The sequence below is a fragment of the Agrobacterium larrymoorei genome (genome assembly GCF_030819275.1).
Classification (GTDB): domain Bacteria; phylum Pseudomonadota; class Alphaproteobacteria; order Rhizobiales; family Rhizobiaceae; genus Agrobacterium; species Agrobacterium larrymoorei_B.
This window is the reverse complement of the sequence record NZ_JAUTBL010000002.1, coordinates 288,964-314,766: the sequence shown is the minus strand read 5'-3', so window position 1 is coordinate 314,766 and position 25,803 is coordinate 288,964. Positions and strand designations below refer to the sequence as shown.

At 58.2% G+C, this 25,803-nt stretch carries 26 protein-coding genes and 1 tRNA gene; 12 read left to right on the top strand and 15 right to left on the bottom strand.

The window, feature by feature from the left end; all coding sequences use genetic code 11:
• Positions 1–66 precede the first annotated feature (66 nt).
• The gene (locus QE408_RS10105; RefSeq protein WP_306930771.1) at positions 67–519 is read left to right on the top strand and encodes an Lrp/AsnC family transcriptional regulator; all 453 of its coding nucleotides are present in this window, start codon (positions 67–69) and stop codon (positions 517–519) included.
• A gap of 24 nt (positions 520–543) precedes the next feature.
• On the opposite strand, the gene QE408_RS10100 is transcribed toward QE408_RS10105, so the two are convergent.
• From QE408_RS10100 to QE408_RS10055, 10 genes are all read right to left on the bottom strand, one after another.
• The gene (locus QE408_RS10100; protein ID WP_306930769.1) at positions 544–960 is read right to left on the bottom strand and encodes a GNAT family N-acetyltransferase; all 417 of its coding nucleotides are present in this window, start codon (positions 958–960) and stop codon (positions 544–546) included.
• A 61-nt stretch (positions 961–1,021) separates the two neighbouring features.
• A complete protein-coding gene (locus QE408_RS10095; RefSeq protein WP_306930767.1) occupies positions 1,022–1,948 on the bottom strand; it encodes a carbohydrate kinase family protein in 927 nt (308 codons plus the stop codon).
• A gap of 85 nt (positions 1,949–2,033) precedes the next feature.
• The gene (locus tag QE408_RS10090) at positions 2,034–2,732 is read right to left on the bottom strand and encodes an orotate phosphoribosyltransferase (protein ID WP_306930765.1); all 699 of its coding nucleotides are present in this window, start codon (positions 2,730–2,732) and stop codon (positions 2,034–2,036) included.
• Between the two features lie 66 nt (positions 2,733–2,798).
• Complete coding sequence (pyrC, locus tag QE408_RS10085) at positions 2,799–3,839, bottom strand: dihydroorotase (RefSeq protein ID WP_306930761.1); 1,041 nt, start codon at positions 3,837–3,839, stop codon at positions 2,799–2,801.
• 135 nt (positions 3,840–3,974) lie between these two features.
• On the bottom strand, positions 3,975–5,027 hold the full coding sequence (locus tag QE408_RS10080) for a 4-hydroxyproline epimerase (RefSeq protein ID WP_306930759.1): 1,053 nt from the start codon (positions 5,025–5,027) through the stop codon (positions 3,975–3,977).
• A 67-nt stretch (positions 5,028–5,094) separates the two neighbouring features.
• The gene (locus QE408_RS10075) at positions 5,095–6,426 is read right to left on the bottom strand and encodes an alpha/beta hydrolase (RefSeq protein ID WP_306930757.1); all 1,332 of its coding nucleotides are present in this window, start codon (positions 6,424–6,426) and stop codon (positions 5,095–5,097) included.
• Between the two features lie 171 nt (positions 6,427–6,597).
• Positions 6,598–7,764, bottom strand: a complete 1,167-nt coding sequence (locus QE408_RS10070; protein ID WP_306930755.1) for a DUF707 domain-containing protein — start codon at positions 7,762–7,764, stop codon at positions 6,598–6,600.
• A 489-nt stretch (positions 7,765–8,253) separates the two neighbouring features.
• Positions 8,254–8,330 (bottom strand) — tRNA-Arg (locus tag QE408_RS10065).
• Positions 8,331–8,546: 216 nt separating this feature from the next.
• Positions 8,547–9,968: a sensor histidine kinase gene (locus QE408_RS10060; RefSeq protein ID WP_306934754.1), complete on the bottom strand. Its 1,422-nt coding sequence runs from the start codon at positions 9,966–9,968 to the stop codon at positions 8,547–8,549.
• A 269-nt stretch (positions 9,969–10,237) separates the two neighbouring features.
• Entirely contained in the window at positions 10,238–12,247 is a 2,010-nt protein-coding gene (locus QE408_RS10055) for a methyl-accepting chemotaxis protein (protein ID WP_306930753.1), read from the bottom strand.
• 365 nt (positions 12,248–12,612) lie between these two features.
• On the opposite strand from QE408_RS10055, the gene rpmH reads away from it, so the two are divergent.
• Genes rpmH through yihA form a run of 4 tightly spaced genes read left to right on the top strand, consistent with a single transcriptional unit; the run spans position 12,613 to position 15,623 of the window.
• Entirely contained in the window at positions 12,613–12,750 is a 138-nt protein-coding gene (rpmH, locus tag QE408_RS10050; RefSeq protein WP_010972613.1) for a 50S ribosomal protein L34, read from the top strand.
• A 31-nt stretch (positions 12,751–12,781) separates the two neighbouring features.
• Positions 12,782–13,165 (top strand): ribonuclease P protein component, encoded by a 384-nt coding sequence (gene rnpA / locus QE408_RS10045; protein WP_306930734.1) that lies wholly within the window; start codon positions 12,782–12,784, stop codon positions 13,163–13,165.
• The gene (yidC, locus tag QE408_RS10040) at positions 13,165–14,979 is read left to right on the top strand and encodes a membrane protein insertase YidC (RefSeq protein ID WP_306934753.1); all 1,815 of its coding nucleotides are present in this window, start codon (positions 13,165–13,167) and stop codon (positions 14,977–14,979) included. The genes rnpA and yidC overlap by 1 nt, the downstream gene beginning before the upstream one ends.
• On the top strand, positions 14,976–15,623 hold the full coding sequence (yihA, locus tag QE408_RS10035) for a ribosome biogenesis GTP-binding protein YihA/YsxC (protein ID WP_306930732.1): 648 nt from the start codon (positions 14,976–14,978) through the stop codon (positions 15,621–15,623). The genes yidC and yihA overlap by 4 nt, the downstream gene beginning before the upstream one ends.
• 122 nt (positions 15,624–15,745) lie before the next feature.
• Here yihA and QE408_RS10030 read toward each other — a convergent pair whose 3' ends face one another.
• Complete coding sequence (locus tag QE408_RS10030) at positions 15,746–16,123, bottom strand: hypothetical protein (RefSeq protein ID WP_306930730.1); 378 nt, start codon at positions 16,121–16,123, stop codon at positions 15,746–15,748.
• Positions 16,124–16,363: 240 nt separating this feature from the next.
• Here QE408_RS10030 and argB point away from each other — a divergent pair, with 240 nt between their 5' ends.
• Complete coding sequence (gene argB / locus QE408_RS10025) at positions 16,364–17,248, top strand: acetylglutamate kinase (protein WP_306930728.1); 885 nt, start codon at positions 16,364–16,366, stop codon at positions 17,246–17,248.
• Between the two features lie 21 nt (positions 17,249–17,269).
• On the opposite strand, the gene QE408_RS10020 is transcribed toward argB, so the two are convergent.
• A complete protein-coding gene (locus tag QE408_RS10020; RefSeq protein WP_306934752.1) occupies positions 17,270–18,187 on the bottom strand; it encodes a DMT family transporter in 918 nt (305 codons plus the stop codon).
• Between the two features lie 103 nt (positions 18,188–18,290).
• Between QE408_RS10020 and QE408_RS10015 the strand changes: the two genes are divergently transcribed.
• On the top strand, positions 18,291–19,010 hold the full coding sequence (locus QE408_RS10015; RefSeq protein ID WP_306930727.1) for a pyrimidine 5'-nucleotidase: 720 nt from the start codon (positions 18,291–18,293) through the stop codon (positions 19,008–19,010).
• A 108-nt stretch (positions 19,011–19,118) separates the two neighbouring features.
• Complete coding sequence (locus tag QE408_RS10010) at positions 19,119–19,712, top strand: EF-hand domain-containing protein (protein WP_306930725.1); 594 nt, start codon at positions 19,119–19,121, stop codon at positions 19,710–19,712.
• Between the two features lie 199 nt (positions 19,713–19,911).
• Here the strand turns inward: QE408_RS10010 and QE408_RS10005 are convergent, their stop codons facing one another.
• Both QE408_RS10005 and QE408_RS10000 read right to left on the bottom strand, forming a co-directional pair.
• Positions 19,912–20,169 (bottom strand): DUF1150 family protein, encoded by a 258-nt coding sequence (locus tag QE408_RS10005; protein WP_062445714.1) that lies wholly within the window; start codon positions 20,167–20,169, stop codon positions 19,912–19,914.
• A 164-nt stretch (positions 20,170–20,333) separates the two neighbouring features.
• Positions 20,334–20,759 carry an Hsp20 family protein gene (locus tag QE408_RS10000; RefSeq protein ID WP_306930719.1) on the bottom strand — a complete coding sequence of 142 codons (426 nt, stop codon included), beginning with the start codon at positions 20,757–20,759 and terminating at the stop codon, positions 20,334–20,336.
• Positions 20,760–20,971: 212 nt separating this feature from the next.
• Between QE408_RS10000 and QE408_RS09995 the strand changes: the two genes are divergently transcribed.
• Complete coding sequence (locus QE408_RS09995) at positions 20,972–21,916, top strand: nucleoside hydrolase (RefSeq protein ID WP_306930717.1); 945 nt, start codon at positions 20,972–20,974, stop codon at positions 21,914–21,916.
• 89 nt (positions 21,917–22,005) lie between these two features.
• Here QE408_RS09995 and QE408_RS09990 read toward each other — a convergent pair whose 3' ends face one another.
• The gene (locus tag QE408_RS09990; protein WP_306930715.1) at positions 22,006–22,866 is read right to left on the bottom strand and encodes an LOG family protein; all 861 of its coding nucleotides are present in this window, start codon (positions 22,864–22,866) and stop codon (positions 22,006–22,008) included.
• Positions 22,867–23,012: 146 nt separating this feature from the next.
• Between QE408_RS09990 and dapD the strand changes: the two genes are divergently transcribed.
• The 3 genes from dapD (at position 23,013) to QE408_RS09975 (ending at position 25,794) form a co-directional block, all read left to right on the top strand.
• Positions 23,013–23,867: a 2,3,4,5-tetrahydropyridine-2,6-dicarboxylate N-succinyltransferase gene (gene dapD, locus QE408_RS09985; RefSeq protein ID WP_306930713.1), complete on the top strand. Its 855-nt coding sequence runs from the start codon at positions 23,013–23,015 to the stop codon at positions 23,865–23,867.
• A 150-nt stretch (positions 23,868–24,017) separates the two neighbouring features.
• Positions 24,018–25,214, top strand: coding sequence for a succinyl-diaminopimelate desuccinylase (gene dapE / locus QE408_RS09980; protein ID WP_306930711.1), 1,197 nt, complete (start codon positions 24,018–24,020; stop codon positions 25,212–25,214).
• A complete protein-coding gene (locus QE408_RS09975; protein ID WP_306930709.1) occupies positions 25,198–25,794 on the top strand; it encodes a hypothetical protein in 597 nt (198 codons plus the stop codon). Before dapE ends, QE408_RS09975 begins: the two co-directional genes overlap by 17 nt.
• Positions 25,795–25,803: the final 9 nt, after the last annotated feature.

Here is a 25,803-nt window from a genome sequence, read left to right as displayed (position 1 = left end):
TTGGTCAAAGATTGCGTCTGTTTGCAATTTTGTTGCAAGTTTCTCCTTCCTGCTTATGATCGGCTGATGGACAAGATCGACCGCAAAATTCTCAATCTGATGCAACGAGACGCTTCACTCACCAATGTGGAGATGGCGGAGAGAATCGGCCTCTCTCCATCAAGCTGCCTGCGACGGGTTCAGCGTCTCACCAAATCCGGGATCATCGACCGCATCGTCGCCATTCTCAATCCGGCAAAGGCCGGGCGCGGTATCAAGGCTCTGGTGTCGGTCGAGTTGAAGCTACACGGCGAACAGCAAATGCGGCGCTTTCTCGATCTTGCGCGGACCGAGGAAGCGGTGACGCATGCCTATGCGATCACCGGCGATATGGATGTGATGCTGATGCTGCGTCTCACCGACATGGAGGAGTTCGACGCTTTATGTGACAGGCTGTTTCGCGACCAGACGAATGTCGCGCGTTTCGTGACGATGGTGGTGATCAGGACAGCGAAAGAGGAAACGGCGATCCGGGTTTGACGACGGTCGTCGGCAGGACCTGATTCAGCTCTCTCCCCTTGCCGGAAGTTGCCGCTTTTGAAAACCGGTTTTAGAAGGTTCAAACCCTGCGTTTCGATAAAATGCATGTGTTTCCGGCCTCGTGGAGCCTGTCATCAGCATGACCTTGTAGCAGCCAGCCTGCCAAGCATGAGCCGTTGCAAAGTCCAGAACCCGCTTTCCAATCCCCTGCCTTCTAAAGTCGCTATGCGTCACGACATTTTCGATCAGCGCGTAACGCCGACCGCCGCGTGTAAGGTTAGGTATCACCACCAAGACACATGAGCCAACGAGAACGCTGCCCACCTGACACACCACGATCACGCTGCCGCTATAGGCTAGAAACTGATCGAATATCGCCTCGGCATCGGGCAAGTCTGGAGCTCGATCGCCAGACGAAAGATGCTGGTAAAGGTCGATCAACGCTGGAAGATCGCTCTTTTGCGCCGCTCGGACCAATGTCTCGTCCATTCTGTCGCAGGCCTTACAGCCCGATCTCATTCGCCCAAGGCGGATTAGCGCCTGCGCGCGACACCGTCACGGCAGCCGCCTTGGCGCCGAGTGTCAGCGCCTTGGCGATCTGGTCTTCGGTGAGCGCGGCGACCTGGGGCTTGGTGAGGAGACCCTGGAGTTTCAGGGAAGCGAGAACACCGGCATCAAAGGTATCACCCGCGCCGACCGTATCAACCACGTCGACACGTTCGCTTGGCACCTCAACGCGAAGCTGCTTGGTGTAGCCGACAGCGCCTTCCGCGCCACGGGTGACGACGACGAGCTTTGCGCCGTGATGCAGCCAGTGGCGCGCAAGCGTGTCTTCATCGCCCTTCAGGCCGAACCAGGCCAGATCCTCATCCGAGAATTTCACGATATCCGACATGGCCGCCATGCGGTTGATGCGATCCATGTGCGTCTGCTTATCCTGGATGAAGCCCGGACGGATATTGGGATCGAGCGAGATGACCCGCTTTTCATGCTCGCGCACCAGGAGCGCTTCATAGGTGCTGCCGCATGGTTCGGGGATCAGGCTGATCGCACCGAAATGCATCGCTTCGCACTCGCCGCCAATATGCGGCAAATCCTTTTCCGACAGCATGCGGCCTGCCGTACCTTCATCATAAAAGGCATAGGTCGCGTGGCCATCGACCAGCTTGACGAAGGCGATGGTGGATGGGCGGTTGGAGAAGGCGCAGAGGCTGTAATCGACGTTGCTGGCGCGCAACGTCTCTTTCAGAATCTCGCCCATCATGTCGTCGGCGATACCGGAAAAGAAAGCAGATGGGACGCCAAGACGCCCGAGTGCGATGGCGGTGTTGAAGACCGCGCCGCCCGCATAAGGGGCGAAAGCCGCCTCGCCTTTGGTCGATTCACGCGGCAGCATGTCGATCAGGGCTTCGCCACAACACAGGATCATCCGATTTCCTCCAAATCTAAATCGATTAGATGCTTAACGGCAGCACCTTGCCCGGGTCAATATCCAAGGCACGGCTCAGCCAAAATTACGATTGTGGCAATTCGCTGATGCCGCCGTGACGCGCCGACCAGGGCAGCGGGTTGTCAAGGAAGGCTTCCACTTCCGACAGGGTCTTGTCGTCAAACAGCTTTTCGGAACGGGCCGCTTCCAGCACGTTGCGCCATGTGCTGAGGTAATGCAGCTTAACATTGCCGTTGGCGAAGCGCGCTTCGGCTTCGGAAAAGATGCCGTAATAGAAAAGCGCAATCCCGTGATCGACGATGCCGCCAGCCGCGCGGATGGCATCGATGAAGGTGAACATCGAACCGCCCGCGGTGGTCAAATCCTCGATGACCAGAACGCGTGCGCCTTCCGGCATATGGCCTTCGATCTGCGCATTGCGACCGTGACCTTTCGGCTTCTTGCGGCAATAGATCATCGGCAGGCCAAGGCGTTCGGCCAGGAAAGCTGCGAAGGGAATGCCTGCGGTTTCCCCACCCGCAACGCAGTCGAACTTCTCAAAACCGGCATCGGCCACGATCTTGGCGGCGGCAAAATCCATCACCGCAGAACGGATGCGCGGATAGGAGATCAGCTTGCGCATGTCGATATAGACGGGGCTCTTCATGCCCGATGCAAAAGTATAGGGCGCTTCGGAGTTGAAATGGACGGCCTTGATTTCCCACAGCATTTTCGCAACGAGTTCGGCGACCACCGTGCGATCGGTGAAATTGAATTGGGCCATCGGCATCTTCCTCTTTCTTCTCAGCTATCGATAAAAAAACTGCCGGATAAACCGGCAGTTTGAACGTTAGTTTTTAACATCCCAATGCAGCGGGAACATCGGATCAAAGACCGTCACAGGTCCAGCACCCGTCTCGATCTTCGCCGGGAATGCTACTGGCTCGTCGCGCTTCACGAGTGTGATCGTCTCGTCATTGGGAGCAAGGCCGTACCAGGCCGGGCCATTCAGCGAAGTGAAGGCTTCGAGCTTATCCAGCGCGTTGTCCTGCTCGAACACATGGGCAAGGCAGCTCATGGTGTTGATGGAGGTGTAGACACCAGCGCAGCCGCAGGCACATTCCTTTAGCGGATCGACGTGGGGAGCGGAATCCGTGCCGAGGAAGAAACGCTTGTCACCAGACGTTGCCGCAGCGCGCAGCGCAAGACGATGTTCCTCGCGCTTTGCCACAGGCAGGCAATAATAGTGCGGCTTGATGCCACCGACCAGAATGGCGTTGCGGTTGATGATGAGGTGATGCGTGGTGATGGAGCCGGCGAGGTTTTTCTCCGACTCGCGGATATAGTCCACGCCATCCCGCGTCGTCACATGCTCCATCGTCACCTTCAGTTCCGGCAAGCGCTTGCGCAGTGGCGCAAGAACCGTATCGATGAAGACTTTCTCGCGGTCGAAAATATCGACGTCCGGCGTCGTCACCTCGCCATGGACGCAAAGCGGCAGACCGATCTTTGCCATGCGCTCCAGCACCGGCATGGCCTTGTCCATATCGCGCACGCCGCCGTGCGAATTGGTGGTGGCACCGGCCGGGTAAAGCTTCACAGCGGTGACGAGGCCGCTTGTCTTGCCCTCTTCCACATCATCGGCGCTCGTATGCTCGGTAAGATAGAGCGTCATCAGCGGCTCGAAGCGATCGCCAGCGGGAATGGCCTTGACGATGCGCTCGCGATAGGCGCGCGCATCTGCCGTGGTGACGACCGGCGGCACCAGATTGGGCATGATGATGGCACGGGCGAAATGGCGGCTGGTATCGCCGATCACGCCTTCCAACATTGCGCCATCGCGCAGGTGCAGGTGCCAGTCATCCGGGCGGCGAAGGGTGATCGTCTGCATTGTGAGCCTCTCAAGCAGGTCGGCGCAAGGTGTCTCGCAGTTTGCGCGTGAAGACCTTGCGAAGAACAATGTATGGGGTGCGGCCCGCTTAGCACCTTTCCACGGAAGAAAACAGCGCCTTGGCGTGACTTCGGACTACTTTTTCGCCTCACCGATCGAGCCCGCCTGCGGGCCCCAGACATCGGTCATGGCAAAGCCATCCGCCAGTGGATCGAAGGGGTCGAGCGCGATCTGGTGCAGACCAAAGGTGAAGCCTCGACCGGTGATGGTGGGGATGACCGCATCTTTGCCCGCCACCTGTGCCAGCGCCGACAGCCCAACTTCGAACTCCGTGCCGATGATGGAGCGGGACTTATAAGTGTCCCCCACCTTCACCTTGCCGCGCGCATGGAGCGTCGCCAGATTGGCGGAGTTGCCGGTGCCACAGGGCGAACGATCGGCGCGGCCCGGCCACATGGTGGTGCAGGTGCGGATGGTGCCATCCTCTTCCGTATCGCGGAACATGACATAGGCCACGCCAGAGATGGCGGGGATTTCCGGATGCACGACAGGAATATCGCGGTTGACGATATCCTTCAGCACCATGCCGGCGGCCACGAGCTTGGCGGCGTTGGCCTTGTCGATGGTGAGCCCGATCTGACGCACATCCACCAGCGCATAAAAAATCCCGCCATAGGAGATATCCATGTGGATGCGGCCCCAGTCGGGCGTGTCGATCTCGACATCCAGCTCATGCACGAAGGACGGCACCATGGTGAGCTTGACCTTTTCGCAGCGGCCGTCCTTGCAGGTGGCGGTGGCCTTGACGAGGCCGGCTGCGGTTTCCAGCATCACGATCGTCTCGGGCTCCTTCATCTCCACCATGCCGCTTTCCAGGAGAGCCGTCGTGGCGCAGATGGAGTTGGAGCCGGAGCTTGCATGCGCCTGGTCCGGCTGGAGAATGACGAAGGCAGCATCCGCGTCCGGGTGCTTGGGTGGCAGCAGCAGATTGACGGAGCCGATCGGCGTCCCGCGCGGCTCAAGCGTCAGGAAGCGGCGAAGCTCTTCACCCTTCGGATCGGTGTTCAGCCAGTTCAGTTGCTCGGCAACCGTGGCGCCCGGAATTTTCGGCACGCCACCGGTGGCGACGCGACCGATCTCGCCTTCGCAATGGACATCGAGAAGCTGAAGGGTGCGTTTCCAGCGCATGGCGCGTTACTCCGGTGGGGAATTTTCCCCGTCATAGCCGATAAAATACTGTTTGTATATTGGCAGATCAGCGACTACGGCAGGCCGCGCTGTTGCGATTGGCGCGCAGCGAGCAATCCGTCTGGCTGCGATTTCCGCTATCGAGGAGCTGCGGATCGACCACGCTGGTTGCCGTATCGCCCACCGAGCCAACGGTGTTTTCGACCGAACGACCAAGACGCTCCACCTGCCGCCCGTAGTTCTCGCGGGTGCGCGGATCGAAGACGGCAATTGGCGCACTGATTGCGACGCTCGCCGCCGTGCCGACCGTCTGTGCCGCACCGATGCCAACTGCGCCAATGGCTTCGCCGAGACCGACATCGGAGTCTGTCACTGTCTGGCCGGCAATCAACCGGTCGCCGATCAGCTTCACGACCTCGGGGCTTTCTGCAAACTTGCCGTGGTTGAGGCGATCGCCCGATTGCAGCTTGGTCAGATCAAGAACCGTAATTCCGGCCTTTTCCAACTCGCTGCGATAGGGTTCCGCCGCAGGATCGATCTGACCGAGGCGGTCGACATTGCCGGAAATGCGCCGCGATAGGCTGAGTGCCCGGTCGTCCTGCGAGACGAATAGGGTGAATTTCGGCTTGTCCTTGCCAAGGCTCGCATATTGACGGCCAAAGACATCCACGTCGAGATCGGGTGCCGCCAGGATGACGTTGTTGATCTTCGGCAGAACATGGCCGTTGCGGATTGCCATCTGGCGCAGTGCTTCCACCGCAAGCCATGTGCCCATGGAGTGGGCCATGACGGTGATGTCACTGACCGAGCTATCCTTGGCAAGGCGCGTCAGCATCTCCTCCAGCGCATCGCGCGAGTAGTTGGTGCTTTCCTTGTCGTAATTGTAATCGAAGATGCTGGCGCGCGAGGGCCAGGTGAAGACGACCGGAACGACGTCCGTTCCGGAGTCATGGACGATCTGAGCGAAACGATAGACCGATTCTTCGTAGCGATTGTTGAAGCCATGGACGAAGACAAGAACACGCCGGTCCTTCGGGCTATGGCGCTTGATCCAGCTGCGCGTATCGGCCGCCGAGGTCACGGGCTCCACCGAAATCGTGGTGAAGTCCTTCAACGGATCCGGCGGAAGCTTTTTCGGCCACTGCACCTGGCCGACCTTGCGGTTGGCAGCCGGCGGAATGGAAACCGTGACGGCATCCACCTTCAGACCCGTGCCGCGCTCGCCCCCGAACAGCACCGCCTTGTCCTCAGCCGGCGCACGTGTCGTCGCCACCAGCAGGCTGACCGGTGTCGTGCCCTGCACCACCTGCCCCGTTGGCGTCATCACCCCGACCGGACGCCCGCCGCAGCCGACGAGAACGGCCAACAAGGTGACCAAAGCAACAAGCCTTGCGGCCATTCCGATACTCCAGGACAGGCCAAGGGCGCCGAAAAACAGGAACCATTGGCGATCAACCGCCCTGTTTATTGCAGAATGAAAGGGTGTTGGCGACCGGTAAAGGTATTACCAGCCGCCGCTTTTAGGTGTTGCTGTGTCTTCATAGCCGCAGACCGGCGATGAAGATCGCCCTCACCAAACGCCTGCTATCCTGCGATAGGTGAAGCCATAGGCGTGGAAAAGCTCTGTTTGCTCATCGACTGCCGCCTGCACATTGTAGGTCGCGCCGATAGGCCGTGTATGGGCGAAGGAGACCGCGTCGATGATGCCCATGCGGGAGCGCGGATTTCCAAGAAAGGATGGCCACAGGTGATCGAGACCGTAGCCCGACATGACATCCTTCATGGAGCCCACGCAGATTTTCAACGCTCTCTTCGAGAAAATCGGGCACATGATTTCCACGAACGGTTCGTGCCTCAAAACACTGCCTGGCTGCGCCACCGTGATCGGGTGCGTCGGGAAGGAGTTGGGACCGGCTTTCAGGGCAGGCTGAGCGAGATCAAGTCCGTGCTGGCGGAAAATGTGAAACATGCGATTAATATCGGTCCCGGTGCCATCAAGATCATCGTCGGGTAACCAGATGGCTTCATACTTCCAAAGAGGGCTCCCATCATACAGCAAATTGTAGAGCAGCCTGAATTTCTTCGTCGAAGGGATGTGCGCGAGATATTCAAATGCCGATGCGATGGCTGGCTCCTCCACACCGTAATAGCCAATGCAAAGGTCCCAATTGCGAGTCAAAGAGGTTACGTCCTCGAGCCATCGCGGATGGAGAGAGCCCGCTCCAGCGGGAACAATGACGAGGTTGGGGCGTAAGGGGCCGCCTTCCGGTTGGGTGGTGAACAGTGCACGTCTTTCCTCGTTTGGTGGCGACGAGAATTGCGGATGTTGCGGGTGTTCGGTCATTGCAAGAACGTAGAGATTTGATCGCCCGTCGATCGTGCCACGCCCCGCAAAACCGACAATCGTCCCTTCGATGATCCGCGCAGCGGCGAACACGACTGAAGGAAGGCCATTCTCTCCAATGAGGCATAGCCTGCCGTTCACAACTGCCCACATATTCGCCGATGATGAAGCAAAACCGCCCAGCAAACCTTGCGGAGCTAGGACGAGGAAGTTCGCGAGAGTGCGACGATCACCATCAAAGAGCTGCCAAAAAGTGCCGCTTAAAGCAGTCTCATCAAGTGCTGGACAAGATGCCCATTCTTCATCGACAGTCGTCTCAACTGGCGAAGCTGGCATCGCCGTTGCCGTGTTTTGTTGCATAGTCAGCATTCGTTCCGCACCTTGGCTCGCCATAAGCAGGCTTCTGATCAATTCTCAAGAAGTAGATGACAAGTTTGTATGGTGCGAAGCTTACGGCGTTACTTGAGGTAACAAGCGGCACTCAATCTAGTTAAAGGATAAAGACTGAAACCGCTATCACACGATCCCAAAATAGGCCAGATTTTAAGCACACATACCTCAAGCACTGCGTTATCCAGCGCCCGCGTCAGGTGGTTTCAATATCCCTACCGAGTGAAGAGTCACGCAAATCATTGCGTCCCATCATTCTAGCTTTGCCACGACTTGTCGGTTTCCAGAAGCTATCTGCCGGTGGCAATCTGGCTAAGGAAGAAAATCGAAGGCCATATGCCGACGTCACCAGAGAAATCCTCGATCACCATTCCCGATCGAAATCGAGCGCATAACATACTCGATGAACAGGAGGACGACCTACAAGGCATAAACACGCACCCTCGCAACAATGATGCGAAACAAAACGTGTACTCATTAAAGAAGAGGAAATGGCGCACCCGAAGAGATTCGAACTCCTGACCCCCAGATTCGTAGTCTGGTGCTCTATCCAGCTGAGCTACGGGTGCGTGCCGCAGAAGCTGTTCTGCTGGCGTGGCGATCCTCTAAAACGTCCCACCTTCGAATGCAAGCGATTTTGTTTTCAAATCGTCATTTTCCTGCAATGAATTTTACAAGCAGTTGAAAATAAATGATTTTTCGGCAAGACCTATTTGAGCGTCAAAATCGCGATGGAAAAGGGATGGCGTATTGGCGGCGTCGGGGCAGCAGGATCGGCAGTAAAACTAGCTTGTGGCGGCCGTCGATCCGGGCTGGGGGCGGTCGGGGATTTCGATGCGGAATTGCGTGCCACGATCGGCCTTTTCGACAAGGGCAATCGTTCCGCGGTGGGACAGCACAAGCTCGCGGGCGATGGCGAGGCCGAGGCCGGTTCCGCCAGAGCGTGCGGAGCCGCGGAAGGCCGAGAACAGGTTTTCGCGGGCCTTCTGCGGCATGCCGGGACCGTTGTCGTCGATGACGATGCTGACGGCGGCATCGTTGCGCTGGGCGGCAATCGTCAGGCGCTTTGCTGGGTAGTCGGACCCATTGGCCTGTTGCAGCGCCTGCACGCTGTTTTTACAGAGGTTGTAGAGAACCCGAAACAGTTGCTCGCTGTCGGCATCGATCTTCAGACCTTCCGGAATGGTGTCGACGAACTCGATCCCGCTCTCCGGTTCGATGGCGAGGATGTCCTTCACGTCCTGAACCACTTCAGCAAGCTCGATCAGGCGGCGTTTTGGCGCGCCTTCGGTTGCCTGTCCATAGGCGAGCACTTCGCTCGTGTAACCGACGGCGCGGTCGATGGTTCTCAGAAGCTTTGGCGCGAAGCTGCGGACCATGGGATCTTCGACATCCACCAGCCTATCCGACATGAGCTGGGCGGACGCCAGGATGTTGCGCATGTCGTGGTTGATCTTGGAGACGGCGAGACCCAGATCGGCGAGGTTCTTCTGCTGTCGCAGCGTCTTTTGCAATTGCACCTGCATGTCAGCGAGGTGTCGTCCGGCAACTGCCAGCTCATCCGTACCCTCTTCCGGCTTGAACAGGCTTGCAGGATCGTCTGGTCGCTCCGAGAAGGTCTGCATGCCAACGGTCAAGCGCCGGATCGGACGGATCAGGATGCGGTTGATGGAGACGAAAATCAGGCTGGCGGTGATCAGGGACAGCGCCACCGAAATCATCAACACGTTGCCGGCATAGGCGATCATCGCGGCGCGCAGCTTATTCTCGCTCATCACGATTTCGATGATCATGTTGCTGTCGCCGATCACGTCGAAGACACGGATGACGCGGTTCTGGCCGAAGAGCAGCACTGAAAAGGCATCGCGCACCGCCTGCAGCTGCGAGACGTCCGACAGGTCGTATTGATCATCGACACTCGGCGGCACCTCGGTGGCGGCGAGAAGAGTGGATGTGCCATCCTTCTTCAGTGCAATGAGCTTTGCGCCGGTCGCCAGCAGCGTGTCGTTCTGGACGCTTCGGGGAAGCTCCGTCTGAAGACCGTCGATCACCACGCCCGCAGCAGCGGCGGTGTTCAACCTGTCACGCAGCCATGCCAGGCGCATGTTGGCAACGGACGGCACGAAGATCAGAATTTCGGCGATCATGACGAAAATGATGGTCAACAGAAGCAGGCGTCCGGACAGGCCTTGGGTCAGGCCAGGCATCTCGCGCAGGGGGCGGCTCGTGGCCTCATCCTCCCGCTCGCCATTCATCCGGTTTCTGAGTGCTGAAAACACCAGGGCTTTTCCTGTTGGTCTGCCGGCCAGCGGTCAGAAGCCTTGGCGGCGTCCAATTCGGCAAACAGCGTCATTTGAGGATATCATAAAGATTCGACGCGAAATTTCAAACGGATGCGAGACCGATACACAATTCGATGGGCTAACGGAAAACGCCGCCTGAACGGCGGCGCTCCGTATCGGCCAAAGTTATGTGATCAGAACTCCTGCCACTCGTCCTTGCTCGGTGCAACTGCGGCGGAGCTGCTGAAAGCGCGTGCCACCGTGCCCATCATTCTGCGCGCCGGAGAGGCCACTGGCGTAGAGGACGATCGGGCTGGAGCCGCAAATCTTTGAGCCTGCGAAGTCTCGTTCCCAAGGCGGAAGCGGCCGACCAGCGAGACCAGCGTTGCCGCTTCGCCGCTGAGCTTATGAGTTGCAGCAGAGGTTTCCTCCACCATGGCGGCATTCCGCTGGGTCACCTGATCCATCTGGTTGATGGCCGTGTTGACTTCCTGAAGACCTGTCGCCTGCTCCTGTGCTGCTGTGGCAATGGAGTGAATATGGTCGTTGATGCTCAAGATGCGCGTCTCGATGTCTTCGAGTGCCGCACCCGTCTGGCGAACGAGCGTCACGCCACTGCCGACCTCCTCTCCAGATTTGGTGATGAGCGCCTTGATGTCCTTTGCGGCATTGGCCGAACGCTGCGCGAGTTCGCGTACCTCTTGCGCAACGACTGCGAAGCCCTTGCCCGCTTCACCTGCACGCGCGGCCTCAACGCCTGCGTTCAAAGCCAGAAGGTTCGTCTGGAATGCGATCTCATCGATGACGTTGATGATCTGGCTGATTTCACGCGATGCCTGCTCGATCCGGCCCATAGCGCTGACTGCATCGCGAACCACTTTCGCGGAATGGGCCGTCTTCTCTTTCGTTTCGGACACCATGGCGCTCGCTTCCTGAGCGCGTGCGGTAGAGTTTTTCACAACGGCGGTGATTTCGTCCAGTGCCGCGGAGGTCTCCTCCAATGCTGCCGCCTGCTGCTCCGTACGCTTTGACAGATCGTCAGCCGCTGAGCGCAGCTCATTGGCATTGTCATTGATGCCGCCGGTGCTGTCGCGCACCTCCGCCATAGTCGCTTTCAGCTTCGACATCGTGTCGTTGATGTTGGCCTGAAGCTCAGCGAACACACCATGGAATTCGCCGTTCATGGCGCGTGTCAGATCGCCCTTCGCAAGGTCGGCCATCACGCGGCCTGCCTCGGAGACGCCGCTATCGACGCTGCCGAGAAGATCGTTGATCGTCTTTGCGAAACGGTTGAGGTTGTCGTCGCCGTAATCCTTGGTGATGCGGCGGCTGAAATCGCCTTGTGCCGCAGCGCCAACCACATCCGCCATGCCCGCCTGCAGATCGTCGCTCTTGGCGCGCATGACGGTCTCCTGCGCATTCATGCGGCGCATATCCAAACCATTGCGTTTGAAGACTTCGACGGCCGAAGCCATTTCGCCAATCTCGTCCTTACGGTCGAGATAAGGAAGCTGGGCTTCGAGATGACCGTCGGCGACAGACTTCATCACCTCCGACACCTTCAGGATCGGTGCACTCAGCTGCCTGGATCCGACATAAAGCCCGATGATGGCTCCAGCACCGACGCCAGTGATAGTGACGAGAGCGACAACCAGAAAGATGACATGGCCGAAGCCTTCAATCTCTGCCTTGATCGCGTCGAGATCCTTAAGGTCGCCCTTCACCACCGCGTCGATTTCGCCTTGATAGGCCTTGCGGTTTTCCCGGTTGGCTTCGTTGTTGCCCTGGATGCTGGCTTCCTGAGGACCGACTTCGCGGCCAAGACGGGCCGTCTCTGTGCGAAAGGCGCGAAACTCGGCAAAGCGTTTCTCGATATTGTCGAAGGCAGCAGCCTGATACGCCGGGACACGCGGCTTCCACTCTTTTAAAAGTGCCGCCATCGCGTCCAGATTCGTGATGATGCCATCGGCGAACTTCGCAGCTGCCGCCACGTCCTTGGCCGCGTATACGCCACGGGATTCCATGACGACCGCAGTCACCAGCCGGTTGAGGGTCTCGCCAAAGCGGGCACGATCTGCAACGGCATCCAGAGCGATCGCATGGGTCTGATATTTGTTGATGGCGTAAATCGAAAGACCGCCGATACTACAGGCGACAAGGCTCAAAAAGCCAACGAGAAGATTGATCTTGCTCCGAATTTTCACTGCGAATTCCCCCCGGTGTCCCAGATCCCCCTAGCCAAGAGCGCAAAGCCCCCCCCGGCTGCCTGGTCACAAGAACGTTATTAAAGGCCAATTAAAAAACAATTTCAGATTTCACTTATGTGCAAGAATAATGAAAAGCTAACCCATGGGAGCAGGATCAACCGTGCTGTGAAAAGCCGCGCCCTTCGGTTCGTGCGCTGTGAGCGCGTGATGCGGTTCACCAATTGACTTTGCGGGCCATAAGCCCTTATAAGCCCGCACGTCCGGGCATTTTGCAGTCTATGATGGCTTTCCGGGCATCAGTCGAAACGCTCTTGCCCATAAGGGCAAAGTCAAGAAGGGCCGCACCCCGCGGTATTAAATAAATGTCGAAGCGTACTTTCCAACCGTCCAAGCTTGTTCGCAAGCGCCGTCATGGTTTCCGTGCTCGCATGGCTACAGCTGGCGGCCGCAAGGTTCTTGCAGCTCGCCGCGCTCGCGGTCGCGCACGTCTGTCCGCTTAATCAAGTGGTTGCCCGATGAAAGTCGCGGCAGATGACAGATAAGAAGAAAATGCCCGGTCGGTTGAAAAACCGGCCGGATTTCCTTGCCGTTCAGGCGGGCGAAAAGAGGCGTGGAAGCGCTTTTCTTCTGGAGGTCCTGGATCGGCAGGCTCCTGAAACCGAACCCAGGGTCGGTTTTACCGTAACGAAGCGCCAGGGAAACGCGGTGGAACGCAACCGTATGCGTCGCCGCCTCAGGGAAGCCGTCAGGCTTTCTGCCGGGTTTGCAATGAAACCCGGGCATGACTATGTGATTGTCGCCCGAAGGGACGCATTGAATACCGACTTCGCCGTACTGGAAAACTTGCTCATAGAGCGGATCGAGGGACGCGCGAAAAACGGACGCTCCCGGGAGACCCGCTCCAGGAAAGAATGATGGAAAAAAACCGCAATTACTTTATCGCGATCGCCCTTTCGGTTGTCATCGTACTTGCCTGGCAGTTTCTCTACATGAACCCGCGTATCGAGCAGCAGCGCCGCGCCGAAGAGGCACGCCAGGCGCAGCAGGCCACGCAACAGACACAGACCACGACGGCACCCGCCGACGGCTCGTCCGCCCCGGCGACAACGTCGAACGGCACTCTCCCCGGCACCGCCAGCCAGCAGGCCACGACCATTACGCGCGCCGAAGCGCTGGCGAAGACGCCGCGCGTCGAAATCGACACCAACGCCATTGCCGGCTCCATCAATCTGACGGGTGCGCGTCTCGATGACGTTCGTCTGAAGGACTACCATGAGACGGTGGATAACTCGAGCCCGATCATCACGCTCCTCTCGCCCGCCGAGACGCATGACGGCTACTTCACCGAACTCGGCTATATCGGCAATGAGGGCGTTGGCTCCGTGCCTGGCCCGACCACGGTCTGGACCGCGCCAGCCGGTGCGAAGCTGACCGAGACGACGCCGGTCACGCTTTCCTACACCAACGAAAAGGGCGTGGTCTTCAACCGCACCATCTCGATCGACGATCACTATATGATCACCGTCACCGACAAGATCGAGAACCCCGGTCAGGAAGCAATCACACTTTCCGCCTATGGCCGTATCACCCGCAACAACAAGCCGGTCACCCCGCCCGTCTTCGTTATCCACGAAGGCTTCCTGGGCGTTGCCGGTGCTGATGGCAGCCTGACGGAAGAGACCTATAAGAAGGTCGAGGAACAGCCCTATGTCCTGCCGAAGGCAACCGGTGGCTGGCTCGGCATCACAGACAAGTACTGGGCGGCGGCGATCGTTCCTCCGCAGGACAAGGCTGTCGAAACCCGCTACTCGCACTTCACCGATGGTCAGCCGCGTTATCAGGCCGACTATCGCAGCGATGCCCTGACGGTGGCGCCGGGCGCTTCCACCGAGCTGAAGAACATGATCTTTGCCGGCGCGAAAGAAGTGCCGCTGGTCGATCGCTACGAGAAGCAGTATTCCATTCCGAAGTTCGACCTCCTGATCGACTGGGGCTGGTTCTACTTCATCACCAAGCCGATGTTCAAACTGATGGATTTCTTCTTCCGTTACTTTGGCAACTTCGGCGTGGCGATCCTGCTCACCACCATCGTGGTCAAGCTCCTGTTCTTCCCGCTTGCCAGCAAGCAGTATGCCTCCATGGCAAACATGAAGCGTATGCAGCCAAAGATCGAAGAGCTGAAAGCCAAGTTCGGCGACGACCGTATGGGCATGCAGCAGGCGATGATGCAGCTCTACAAGGAAGAGAAGATCAATCCGATTGCCGGCTGCTGGCCGATGCTTCTGCAGATCCCGGTCTTCTTCGCCCTCTACAAGGTCATCTACGTCACCATCGAAATGCGTCACGCGCCTTTCTTCGGCTGGATCCACGACCTGTCTGCGCCAGATCCGACCTCGCTCTTCAACCTGTTTGGTCTTCTGCCCTATGACGTGCCGCACTTCCTGATGATCGGCGTCTGGCCTATCATCATGGGCATCACCATGTTCCTGCAGATGCGCATGAACCCGACGCCGCCCGATCCGACCCAGGCGATGATCTTCACCTGGATGCCGCTGATCTTCACCTTCATGCTCGCGTCTTTCCCGGCCGGTCTCGTGATCTACTGGGCATGGAACAACACCCTGTCGATCTCGCAGCAGGCCGTGATCATGAAGCGCCACGGTGCCAAGATCGAACTCTTTGACAATATCAAAGGGTTGTTCAAACGAAAGCCGGTGCAATCCAAATGACGGCTGACAAGCCCCTCTTCGGAAGGCCGTGGATTTTCATCCGCGGCGTTCCGGCCATGAAGTTCCTTCCTCCCGAAGGCCCGGCAGAAATCGCTTTCGCCGGGCGTTCGAATGTCGGCAAGTCTTCGCTGATCAATGCGCTTGTCGGTCACAAGGGACTGGCCCGCACATCGAACACGCCTGGCCGCACACAGGAACTCAACTACTTCGTGCCAGAGGGCTATTCCGGCGCTGGAGACGATCTGCCTCCGATGGCGCTGGTCGACATGCCGGGCTATGGCTACGCACAGGCGCCCAAGGATCAGGTCGATAACTGGACCAAGCTCGTCTTCGATTATTTGCGTGGCCGGGCAACACTGAAGCGCGTCTATGTGCTGATCGATTCCCGCCATGGTATCAAAAAGAATGACGAGGACGTCTTGAGCCTTCTCGACAAGGCGGCGGTCTCCTATCAGATCGTTTTGACGAAGACCGACAAGATCAAGGAACCCGCCGTTCCTCGCCTCATCAGTGAAACACTGGAAAAGATCCGCAAGCGGCCAGCCGCCTACCCGGAAGTTCTGGCAACGTCATCGGAAAAATCGGCTGGTCTCGATGAACTGCGCGCTGAAATCCTGAAAACAGTTGGCTACCCGCAGCCCTGACAGTGTCAGGGCTCGGACTGTTTAAAGCGTGTCGCGATCTTTTAGACTCACCTCACGCTTTACTTCTTTGTGTTATCGCGTTCCGTTATCGCAAACCGCTGCACACTTTTTCGCGACGCGCTTTACACAGCAGTGAAGAGCAGCACCCCGGCCCATAGAATGGCCGCAAGCGTCGTCATCCGCCAGAAGCGCGTGGAGTTCCACAGAGCTGTGAGAATGGCGAAACGACCATAAATGCTGCGATGCAGCTTGTCATCCGAACGGCGAAGCGCATGATCCATAGAGGCATCCACGTAGGATGCGAAGGTACGCTGTTCTCGCACTTCGGTCTCGGCAAGATTGTCTTCCCAGCGTCGCACGATGGTGGCGAATTGCTGATCTCTACGAACCCTTTCGGCAAGCTCAGCTTTCACGTCTTCCGGCAGCGCGCCGAGCACATATTTGCCCGCCAGCACCTGATCCTTCAAACCGCCGCGCATATCCTTATCCGGCAAGGCCATGTCTTCGTTAAACTCCGCTGCTTCGCGCCACCGTCATCATGACAGCCTGCCGATTCGAACCTCGATCGGCCGGACGCAGACTCCCTGAACAAGGCTGGTCCGAATGCGCCCGCGTGTCAATCCGATTAGGCAGCGCATGTGCCATCCTCTGCGAATTAATATTCCTCGCCTGCCCCATCCGTGTTTCATCCGTCAAAAACTTGCGTTACAAGCGGCGCAATCAAGGACGAGGTTTTTCTCATGGCGAGTTTCGAAAGCGAAATGCAGGCCCGGCTTCTGGCTCAGGCCCTTCCCTTCATGCAGAAGTATGAAAACAAGACAATCGTCGTAAAATATGGCGGTCACGCCATGGGCGACACCACTCTTGGAAAAGCTTTCGCCGAAGATATCGCCCTTCTCAAGCAATCCGGCATCAACCCCATCGTCGTCCATGGCGGCGGCCCACAGATCGGCGCAATGCTGACGAAAATGGGGATCGAATCGAAGTTCGAAGGCGGCCTGCGCGTTACCGACGCCAAGACGGTCGAGATCGTCGAAATGGTCCTGGCAGGCTCGATCAACAAGGAGATCGTCGCCCTCATCAACCAAACGGGTGAATGGGCCATCGGCCTTTGCGGCAAGGACGGCAACATGGTCTTCGCTGAAAAGGCGCGCAAGACCGTGATCGACCCGGACAGCAATATCGAGCGGGTTCTCGATCTCGGTTTCGTCGGCGAAGTGGTCGAAGTCGATCGCACGCTGCTCGATCTTTTGGCGAAGTCCGAAATGATCCCGGTCATTGCACCCGTTGCACCAGGTCGTGACGGCGCGACCTACAACATCAATGCCGACACATTCGCCGGCGCGATTGCCGGTGCGCTGCATGCTACCCGCCTGCTGTTCCTGACCGATGTCGAGGGCGTTCTCGATAAGAACAAGGAGCTGATCAAGGAGTTGACGGTCTCCCAGGCCAGGGCGCTGATCAAAGACGGCACGATTTCCGGTGGGATGATCCCGAAGGTGGAAACCTGCATCGAGGCAATCAAGGCGGGTGTTCAGGGCGTCGTGATTTTGAATGGCAAGACCGCGCATTCGGTGTTGTTGGAAATCTTTACGGAAGGCGCCGGCACGCTGATCGTGCCTTGAGGAACAAGCCTTCGGCGTCCCTTACCCGAAGGCCAGAAGTGCCAGCACGCCAAGGACGATCAACAGGCAGCCGATCAGTTCAAGACTGTTGATCTTTTCCTTGAAGAAAAACACCGTCGAGGCGAAAGCAAAGAGCATCTCTACCTGCGCCAGCGCCTTGACGACTGCAGCCTGTTGCAGCGTCATGGCGGTGAACCAGCCGAATGAGGCTGTGGCTCCAACGAAGCCGACCGCGATTGCCGGTTTCCACGCCTTGGCGATGCGCCTCAATTCTTCCCGCTCCCGCAGCATGATCCAGATCAGCATCGTGACCGTCTGCGTCACGATGACCACCACCAGCGTGAAGCTCGCCTGCATGATGGCATCGGGTGCCGGCAGGCTTGCGGCTATCGAAAGCGATGCGGAACGATAAGCGACGGAGGAGAGGCCGAAGAGTGCGCCCGACGCAAGCCCGATCCCCGCGGTTCGGCTGAAGACGGAAGTTATAATGGAGACGGGTGAGAGTGCCGTTCTCGCCACCGAAATCAGCATGACACCGGAGACCGAGATGGCGATGGCCAGGAGCGTTCCGGCGCTGACGCTTTCCCCGACGAAGACGAGGGCGAAGAGCGCCGCCTGGGCAGGTTCTGTGCGCGAGTAAGCGGTCCCGACAGCGAAGTTGCGGAACGAAAACAGATGCACCAACAGGAAGGTCGCGCCGATCTGCGCCATCGACCCAACTGCGGACCACAACACGAAAGCTCCGTTGATGGACGGCAGCGGCCTTGCCAACCCGAAATGCAGGATAGCGAGATAGGTCAGCGCGAAGGGCATGCCGAAACCGAAGCGCACGAAGGTGGCGCCTGTGGTGCCCATGCTCTTCTTCAGATGCTTTTGAAAGGTCGAGCGCAGATTCTGCAAGAAGGCGCTGACCAGGGTGATCCCGATCCACAATTCCATGCCTTCGATTAGCATTGGCGCAGGTTCGCCGCCAAGGACGGTTTTCGTCACGGGTGGCGCGTTTTCGATTTTATTTGAGTGGCGAAACGGGCATAAGCGTTGCATGAACACAAAGCCTAAGAACACCGCAGAGCCAGCCGATTTTGCCCATGTCACAGAGTGGGTCTTCGATCTCGACAACACGCTCTACCCGCATCACATCAATCTCTTTTCCCAGATCGACCGCAACATGACCGCCTATGTGGCGGAGCTGTTGCAGATGGAGCCGGAAGAGGCGCGCGTTCTTCAGAAGCGCTACTACCACGAGCATGGCACGACGCTTCAAGGGCTGATGATCCATTACGGTATCGATCCGAACGACTTTCTGGAAAAGGCACATGCGATCGATTACTCCGCCCTGCTTCCCGATCCGGAGCTTGGAGAGGCGATCAAGGCGCTGCCCGGTCGCAAATTCATTTTGACCAATGGCAGCGTCAAGCACGCTGAGGCCGCAGCTGGCGCATTGGGTATCCTCGATCACTTCGAAGATATTTTCGATATTGTCGCTGCGGGCTATTTGCCGAAACCAGCGGGCCAGACCTACGAGAAATTTGCCGCGCTGAAACAGCTCGACACCAAGCGGGCGGCAATGTTCGAGGACCTGCCACGCAATCTTACGGCCCCGAAGGCGATGGGAATGAAGACTGTGCTTCTCGTTCCGCGCAATTTCGAAGGCATCGTGATGGAGCGCTGGGAAATCCCGGCTGAGACGGATGACCACATTGACTACATCACCGACAACCTGTCGGAATTTCTGACAGGGCTCCAAGCCAAGCAGGCTTAGGCACTTCATATATTACCGATATTTCATATTCATTACGGATGTTTAACTGGTGGGAACGAAGCGTCGCCTCTAGCGTCTTGCGAGGGACATCAATGGAAAGGTTTTGATATGCTAAAACGGAAGATCGCCATCACCGCTCTTGGCGCTGCCCTGATGCTCAGCACCACTGCGTCCATGACGATGGCGGCTCCTCGTGGTGGGGCCGACCGGGATGGACCACGCATGCGCCCCGAGCCGATGTTCGTTCATCTCTTGAAGGTTGCCGATACCAACAAGGACGGCAAGATCAGCAAGGAAGAGTTCAACGCCCGTCAGGAGGCTCTTTTCACCGAGATTGACGCCGACAAGGACGGCTCTATTACACCGAAGGAAATGCGCGATTACCGCAAGGCGAAAATGGAAGCCTGGCGGGAAGCCAATCCGCGACCGGAAAAAGCTGCAACCGAGGGTGAGCAGAAGAAGGCCGAAGGTGACAAGAAGGATAGCGACCGCGAAAAGCGTCGTGAAGCCCGCGAAGAACGCAAGGGGAAAGACCGTAAGGGCAAGATGGGCGGCATGTTCGCCTCAGCCGATACGGACGGCAACGGTCAGCTCAGCAAGCCGGAGTTCATGGCCGCTGGCGAAAAGATCTTCACGCGTCTAGACCGCAACAATGACGGCGTTATCAGCGTGGACGACATGCCGGATCGCCCCTGGCTCTAACGAGCCTTCAAGACCATTTGAGGCCCGCCCTAGCTCAGGGTGGGCCTTTTTACTTTCCACGAAAGGCTCCAGGACCGATCGCTCATCTAAAGCGCCGTGCGTCCTATTGGACGCCAAAAGGCGCTTTACCCTTTTGAATCGACGCATCGTGCTTTCTGAAAATCGAGTCCGATTTCGGGCCGATGCTGTAGACATGTAATCAGTGCAGGCTGATGGTCCGCAATTCGTCTTCTGCAGCCTTGAAGAAGGTACTGGACCGGTTGTCGGTCAAGAGGATGGGTGTACCGTCCGCACCAAAGAGAGCCCATAGATCAAGACCGGGATCGATTTCGGGCGCCTCGGGGAAGCACTTCATCACTTGCTCGGCTCGCATCTTGCGAATGTAGCCCACTTCGCCCGCACCGAGATGGGCCAACTGGGATTTGGTCAGGCGCGCATGCGCTTCTTTTAAAAGCATATTTCAGCCTCCATAGAGCGCCATTGCGTCCTTTGAGGACGTATTTGGGCACTCTGAATTTCAAATCGACGCGCGGTCCATTGCGAAGATCGTTCGGATCTTTGCGCCGATGCGTTGGTCTTTGATCAAGAGGCCGAACGGAATCGGTCTACATGCTCAGACTCTCACTGTGAGACGGAAATGTTAATTTTCTTCACCACGTTGGAGATTTCCGGGCGGGTGAGTTCGATGGAGAGCAGACCGTTCTTCAGCCGCGCATCATGCACCTGCATCCCATCGGCCAGTACGAAAACACGCTGGAACTGGCGCGCAGCGATCCCCCGATAAAGGTAATCGCGCTTCTCCTGATCCTGCTGGCGCCCGCGAATGACAAGTTGATTGTCCGCGGTCGTAACATCGAGATCGTCTTCGGCAAATCCGGCCACCGCAATGGTGATACGCAGCCGCTCAGGGCTTGACCCTACCGCCGCCAGCCGCTCGATATTATAGGGCGGATAGCCGTCATTCGATTTCGCCATGCGCTCCAGCGTCTTTTCCATGGCGTCAAAGCCAAGCATCAGCGGGTGCGTGAAGGGTGTCATGCGGCTCATAGTCCCGTGTCCTTGTATCCAAGCGACGATCTTATGGCGCACGCGGTAAATGCGTCGCCAAGCCCCGTTTCGGCAGCTCTTTCGCATATGGTACCATGGCGCCCGGAACGCAAGAACACGGCGTTTCGAAAACCGTCTACCCCTGACAGGCCCATTGACAAGGCGGTAAAAGCAGCTTGAAAAGACTGTCAGTCAAGACAGACAGGATTCCCATGGCCGAGCGCAGAAAAATCATTATCGACACCGATCCCGGGCAGGACGACGCAGCCGCGATCATGCTTGCTCTTGCGAGCCCCGACGAGATCGAAATCCTTGGCCTTTGCGCCGTGGCAGGCAATGTGCCGCTGAAGCTGACAAGCCGGAACATCCGCATCATTCTGGAGCTGTGCAATCGCCCTGAGGTGCCGGTCTATGAGGGCTGCGAGCGTCCGCTGGTGCGCGCGCCGATCACCGCCGAGCATGTGCATGGCAGCACCGGCCTCGATGGCCCGACGTTGCCGGAGCCCACACTGGCTGCACAGTCACAGCATGCGGTGGATTTCATCATCGACACGCTTCGTCGCGAGCCGGAAGGCACGGTGACGCTTTGCACGCTCGGCGCGCTGACCAATGTCGCGACGGCCCTTCAGAAAGCGCCGGATATCGCCCCGCGGGTAAAGGAACTGGTGCTGATGGGCGGCGGCTTCTTCGAGGGTGGCAACATCACCCCGGCTGCTGAATTCAACATCTATGTCGATCCACATGCAGCCGAGATCGTCTTCCGCTCCGGCATTCCGCTCGTGATGATGCCGCTCGATGTGACGCACAAGCTGTTGACCACCAAGGCGCGTGTTGCACGCATCCGTGACATCGGCACGCATCCGGCAATCGCAATGGCAGAGATGCTCGAATTCTTCGAGCGCTTCGATGTGGAGAAATACGGCTCCGATGGCGGCCCGCTGCATGATCCGACCGTCATTGCCTATCTCATCAAGCCCGAGCTCTTCGCTGGGCGCGATTGCAATGTGGAAATCGAGACGTCTTCGGAGCTGACCATGGGGATGACCGTGGTCGATTGGTGGAAGGTCACCAGCCGTCCTGTCAATGCCAAGGTTTTCCGCGATGTGGATGCCGACGGCTTCTTCGCACTTCTGACGGAGCGCTTTGCGCGGCTCTGATCACTCTTCCAGATCATCATGCCCGGGCTCCACGAAAGTCGAGCCCGGGCATTTTTGTGCGATGTTATCCCGTCGAGAAACGGCGGCCCTTATAGCTCGTAGAAATCGGCGACAATCTTCCAGGCTTCTTCGGCCGTCTCGGCGAAGTGGAACAGGTCTATATCGTCCGGCGCAATCGTGCCGAAATCAGCCAAGGCCTTGAAATTGATGATCGAGTGCCAGAAATCCTTGCCGAAAAGGATGAGTGGGATCGGTGCCATGCGCTTGGTCTGGATCAGCGTCACGGTTTCGAACAGCTCGTCCATGGTGCCGAAGCCGCCGGGGAAAACGACCACGGCCTTGGCGCGCATGAGGAAGTGCATCTTGCGGATAGCGAAATAGTGGAAGTTGAAGCTGAGTTCTGGCGTCACATAGGGGTTCGGCGCCTGCTCATGCGGCAGAAGGATGTTGAGGCCAATGGAGGGCGCGCCCGCTTCCGACGCACCTCTGTTGCCCGCTTCCATCACGCCCGGCCCGCCGCCCGTCATGACGACATATTCGCGGTGATCGAATTTCTCCGCTTCGACAGCACATAACTGCGCGAACTTGCGTGCCTCGTCATAATAGACAGAGGCTGCTTCAAGGTTCTTCTTCTGCATCTCATTACGCGCCGCCCATGCGGCGCCACCGGGCTCGGGGATGCGCGCACCGCCGAACATCACCACCGTCGATTTGATGCCGCGTTCGGAGAGAATCATCTCCGGTTTCAGCAATTCGAGCTGAAGGCGGATCGGGCGCAATTCTTCCCGGCAGAGGAAGTCGGTATCCGTATAGGCAAGGCGGTAGGAGGGCGAGGCGCTTTGCGGTGTCTTAGGAATAACTTCGGCTTGGTTCTTGTCGTCCGAACTGCTTTTCAGCGGGTCCCAAACCCCATCTTTGCGCCGCAGCTTGCCGTTTTTCAGTTTCGCCATTTCCATGCCTTTCCGATGCTTGCGTCAAATCGCCCAAATCGCATTGACGCACTTGAAACACTCGCTTAGAGCAATTGACCGTGTCCGGCCAGCGGTGCGGATGTTTCCCTGAAATGACGATAGTCAGCGAAGTTTAAGGAATTCTCATGAGCAGCTCGGATCTCGGCACCCTCGAAAGCATCATCGAAACCGCGTTCGAAAACCGCGACAGCGTGAACACCTCTACGAAGGGTGAAATTCGCGATGCGGTCGAGACCTCGCTGAATCTTCTCGACGCAGGCGAGGCCCGCGTGGCCGAGCGCGAGGCCAATGGCAACTGGAAGGTGAACCAGTGGCTGAAGAAAGCCGTGCTGCTCTCCTTCCGCCTCAACGATATGGAAATCGTCACCGGTGGCCCGGGCGAATCCACCTGGTGGGATAAGGTGCCCTCCAAGTTCGAAAATTGGGGTGAAAATCAGTTTCGCGCCGCAGGCTTCCGCGCCGTTCCGAACGCCGTTGTCCGCCGCTCTGCCTACGTGGCGAAGAACGTCGTGCTGATGCCATCTTTCGTCAATCTCGGCGCCTATGTCGATGAAGGCACCATGGTCGATACATGGGCGACCGTCGGCTCCTGCGCGCAGATCGGCAAGCATGTCCACCTTTCGGGCGGCGTTGGCATTGGTGGCGTTCTCGAGCCGCTCCAGGCGGGCCCGACCATCATCGAGGACAATTGCTTCATCGGCGCGCGCTCGGAAGTCGTTGAAGGCTGCATCATCCGCGAGGGCTCGGTGCTTGGCATGGGCGTCTATATCGGCAAGTCCACCAAGATCGTGAACCGCGCAACCGGTGAAATCTCTTATGGCGAAGTGCCACCCTATTCCGTTGTGGTGGCCGGCACCATGCCTGGGAAGCCCTTCCCGAATGGCGAGCCGGGCCCCGGCCTCTACTGCGCGGTCATCGTCAAGACCGTTGACGAGAAGACGCGCTCCAAGACCGGTATCAACGAACTCCTGCGCGACTAAAGCGTGTCGCGATTTTTCAGATTCGCTCACACGCTTTAGTCCTTGTTTTATCGCATGTCGTTATCGCAAAACCGCTGCACGCTTTTGCTTGGACCACGCTTTAAATCTCAAACCGGCGCAGAGTAGATTGGCATAGAAGAGACAACCCCCATGAACGCCACCGATCCCGTCTCCAATCTTGCCGCACTGATCCGCTGCCCTTCCGTCACACCGGCGGAAGGCGGGGCGCTCAGCCTGCTCGACAGATTGTTGTCGCCGCTGGGCTTTGCTGTCGAGCGGATGGTGGCGATGGAAGACGGCACGCCTAACGTGGAAAATCTCTACGCGCGGCTTGGCACCGACGGACCGCATCTGATGTTTGCCGGTCATACGGATGTGGTGCCGATGGGTGACGAGGGGGCATGGAGCCATCCGCCTTTCGCCGCAGAGATTGACCGCGGCGAGATGTATGGTCGCGGTGCCGTCGATATGAAGGGTGGGATCGCCTGCTTCGTCGCGGCTATCGCCCGTCACATCGAAAAGCATGGAAAGCCACAGGGCTCGGTTTCCTTCCTCATTACCGGTGACGAAGAAGGTCCGTCGATCAACGGCACTTCGAAGCTTCTGGAATGGGCTGCCGCCAAGGGTGAAAGCTGGGATGCCTGCGTCGTCGGCGAGCCGACCAATCCGAACCAGCTGGGCGACATGATCAAGATTGGCCGGCGCGGTTCGCTGTCCGGCCGCATCACCGTGCATGGCGTCCAAGGCCATGCCGCCTACCCGCACCTCGCCGACAATCCCATTCGCGGCATGCTGCAATTGACACAGGCGTTGATGGACCCGCCTTTCGACACTGGCACCGACAATTTCCAGCCGTCCAATCTCGAAGTGACGACGATCGACACGGGTAACGCCGCGACCAACGTCATACCGGCACGGGCGACCGCGTCCTTCAATATCCGTTTCAATGACACATGGACGGCGGAGACGCTGCGAGCGGAGATCATCCGCCGTCTGGATGCGGCTGCAGTCGACGGCGCGCTCCGCCCGGATCGTACGCCCGTAAATTACGAGATCGTCTGGGCCGACCGGCCAAGCCACGTCTTCCTGACGCGCAACAATGCGCTGATCTCCTCGCTTTCGGGCGCAGTGGCCGAGGTCACGGGACTGGAGCCGAAGCTTTCGACGACCGGTGGCACGTCCGATGCCCGCTTCATCAAGGATTATTGCCCTGTGGTGGAGTTCGGTCTCGTCGGGCAAACCATGCATATGGTCGATGAGCGTGTAGCGGTAGCGGACCTTGAAACGCTGACACGCATCTATGAAACCTTCATCGAACGCTGGTTCGGCCATGCCGCCACGGAGTGAAGTCGCCATTTATCTGCGCGGGTTGTGGTTGCTGTTTCTCGGCAATAAGGAGGGCCTGCGCCTTCTCGATATCAGCGACCGCGGCATGCTGCGCTCGTTCTACGCGGCCCTCTGGTGCCTGCCCTCCATGGCGCTCTCCTGGTATTGGTGGCATGAGGCCTATCTCTCCGGCCTGCCGCAAGGTGTGCACACCGGCGCGATCTTCTTCGTCCGTCTCGCCATCGTCGAAGCGATCTGCTGGATGGTGCCGCTGATCCTGATCGGCGTACTGCTTTATGCTTTTGGAGCGAGAGACAAGTTTCAAGCCATCATCGTGGTGGCGAACTGGTTGTCACTGCCCTTCTCCTACGCCTATTCGCTTCTGATCCTGATCGCGCTGCTACTGCCCGCCTTGCACGGGCTTGTCGCAATCCTCTGGTTTGCGCTGCTGCTGACGCTCGTCTTCACATTCTCGAGGATCGTGCGGTTTTTCGTGCGCGACCAACCGCTCCTGGTCACGGCATTGGTCATGACCCTGCTTGTGCCGGGGATGATCCTGTCGGAGATGCTGCAGCGCTTTCTCGGCGTATACCCGACGTAATCGCCTGCC

What these genes read in the sequence shown, in the direction of transcription:
- QE408_RS10105 (WP_306930771.1), top strand. Translation starts at nt 67, where the DNA reads ATGGACAAGATCGACCGCAAAATTCTCAATCTGATGCAACGAGACGCT.
- QE408_RS10095 (WP_306930767.1), bottom strand. Translation starts at nt 1,948, where the DNA reads ATGATCCTGTGTTGTGGCGAAGCCCTGATCGACATGCTGCCGCGTGAA.
- QE408_RS10090 (WP_306930765.1), bottom strand. Translation starts at nt 2,732, where the DNA reads ATGGCCCAATTCAATTTCACCGATCGCACGGTGGTCGCCGAACTCGTT.
- pyrC (WP_306930761.1), bottom strand. Translation starts at nt 3,839, where the DNA reads ATGCAGACGATCACCCTTCGCCGCCCGGATGACTGGCACCTGCACCTG.
- QE408_RS10080 (WP_306930759.1), bottom strand. Translation starts at nt 5,027, where the DNA reads ATGCGCTGGAAACGCACCCTTCAGCTTCTCGATGTCCATTGCGAAGGC.
- QE408_RS10075 (WP_306930757.1), bottom strand. Translation starts at nt 6,426, where the DNA reads ATGGCCGCAAGGCTTGTTGCTTTGGTCACCTTGTTGGCCGTTCTCGTC.
- QE408_RS10070 (WP_306930755.1), bottom strand. Translation starts at nt 7,764, where the DNA reads ATGGCGAGCCAAGGTGCGGAACGAATGCTGACTATGCAACAAAACACG.
- QE408_RS10060 (WP_306934754.1), bottom strand. Translation starts at nt 9,968, where the DNA reads ATGCCTGGCCTGACCCAAGGCCTGTCCGGACGCCTGCTTCTGTTGACC.
- rpmH (WP_010972613.1), top strand. Translation starts at nt 12,613, where the DNA reads ATGTCGAAGCGTACTTTCCAACCGTCCAAGCTTGTTCGCAAGCGCCGT.
- rnpA (WP_306930734.1), top strand. Translation starts at nt 12,782, where the DNA reads ATGACAGATAAGAAGAAAATGCCCGGTCGGTTGAAAAACCGGCCGGAT.
- yidC (WP_306934753.1), top strand. Translation starts at nt 13,165, where the DNA reads ATGGAAAAAAACCGCAATTACTTTATCGCGATCGCCCTTTCGGTTGTC.
- yihA (WP_306930732.1), top strand. Translation starts at nt 14,976, where the DNA reads ATGACGGCTGACAAGCCCCTCTTCGGAAGGCCGTGGATTTTCATCCGC.
- QE408_RS10030 (WP_306930730.1), bottom strand. Translation starts at nt 16,123, where the DNA reads ATGGCCTTGCCGGATAAGGATATGCGCGGCGGTTTGAAGGATCAGGTG.
- argB (WP_306930728.1), top strand. Translation starts at nt 16,364, where the DNA reads ATGGCGAGTTTCGAAAGCGAAATGCAGGCCCGGCTTCTGGCTCAGGCC.
- QE408_RS10020 (WP_306934752.1), bottom strand. Translation starts at nt 18,187, where the DNA reads ATGGAATTGTGGATCGGGATCACCCTGGTCAGCGCCTTCTTGCAGAAT.
- QE408_RS10015 (WP_306930727.1), top strand. Translation starts at nt 18,291, where the DNA reads ATGAACACAAAGCCTAAGAACACCGCAGAGCCAGCCGATTTTGCCCAT.
- QE408_RS10010 (WP_306930725.1), top strand. Translation starts at nt 19,119, where the DNA reads ATGCTAAAACGGAAGATCGCCATCACCGCTCTTGGCGCTGCCCTGATG.
- QE408_RS10005 (WP_062445714.1), bottom strand. Translation starts at nt 20,169, where the DNA reads ATGCTTTTAAAAGAAGCGCATGCGCGCCTGACCAAATCCCAGTTGGCC.
- QE408_RS10000 (WP_306930719.1), bottom strand. Translation starts at nt 20,759, where the DNA reads ATGAGCCGCATGACACCCTTCACGCACCCGCTGATGCTTGGCTTTGAC.
- QE408_RS09995 (WP_306930717.1), top strand. Translation starts at nt 20,972, where the DNA reads ATGGCCGAGCGCAGAAAAATCATTATCGACACCGATCCCGGGCAGGAC.
- QE408_RS09990 (WP_306930715.1), bottom strand. Translation starts at nt 22,866, where the DNA reads ATGGCGAAACTGAAAAACGGCAAGCTGCGGCGCAAAGATGGGGTTTGG.
- dapD (WP_306930713.1), top strand. Translation starts at nt 23,013, where the DNA reads ATGAGCAGCTCGGATCTCGGCACCCTCGAAAGCATCATCGAAACCGCG.
- dapE (WP_306930711.1), top strand. Translation starts at nt 24,018, where the DNA reads ATGAACGCCACCGATCCCGTCTCCAATCTTGCCGCACTGATCCGCTGC.
- QE408_RS09975 (WP_306930709.1), top strand. Translation starts at nt 25,198, where the DNA reads ATGCCGCCACGGAGTGAAGTCGCCATTTATCTGCGCGGGTTGTGGTTG.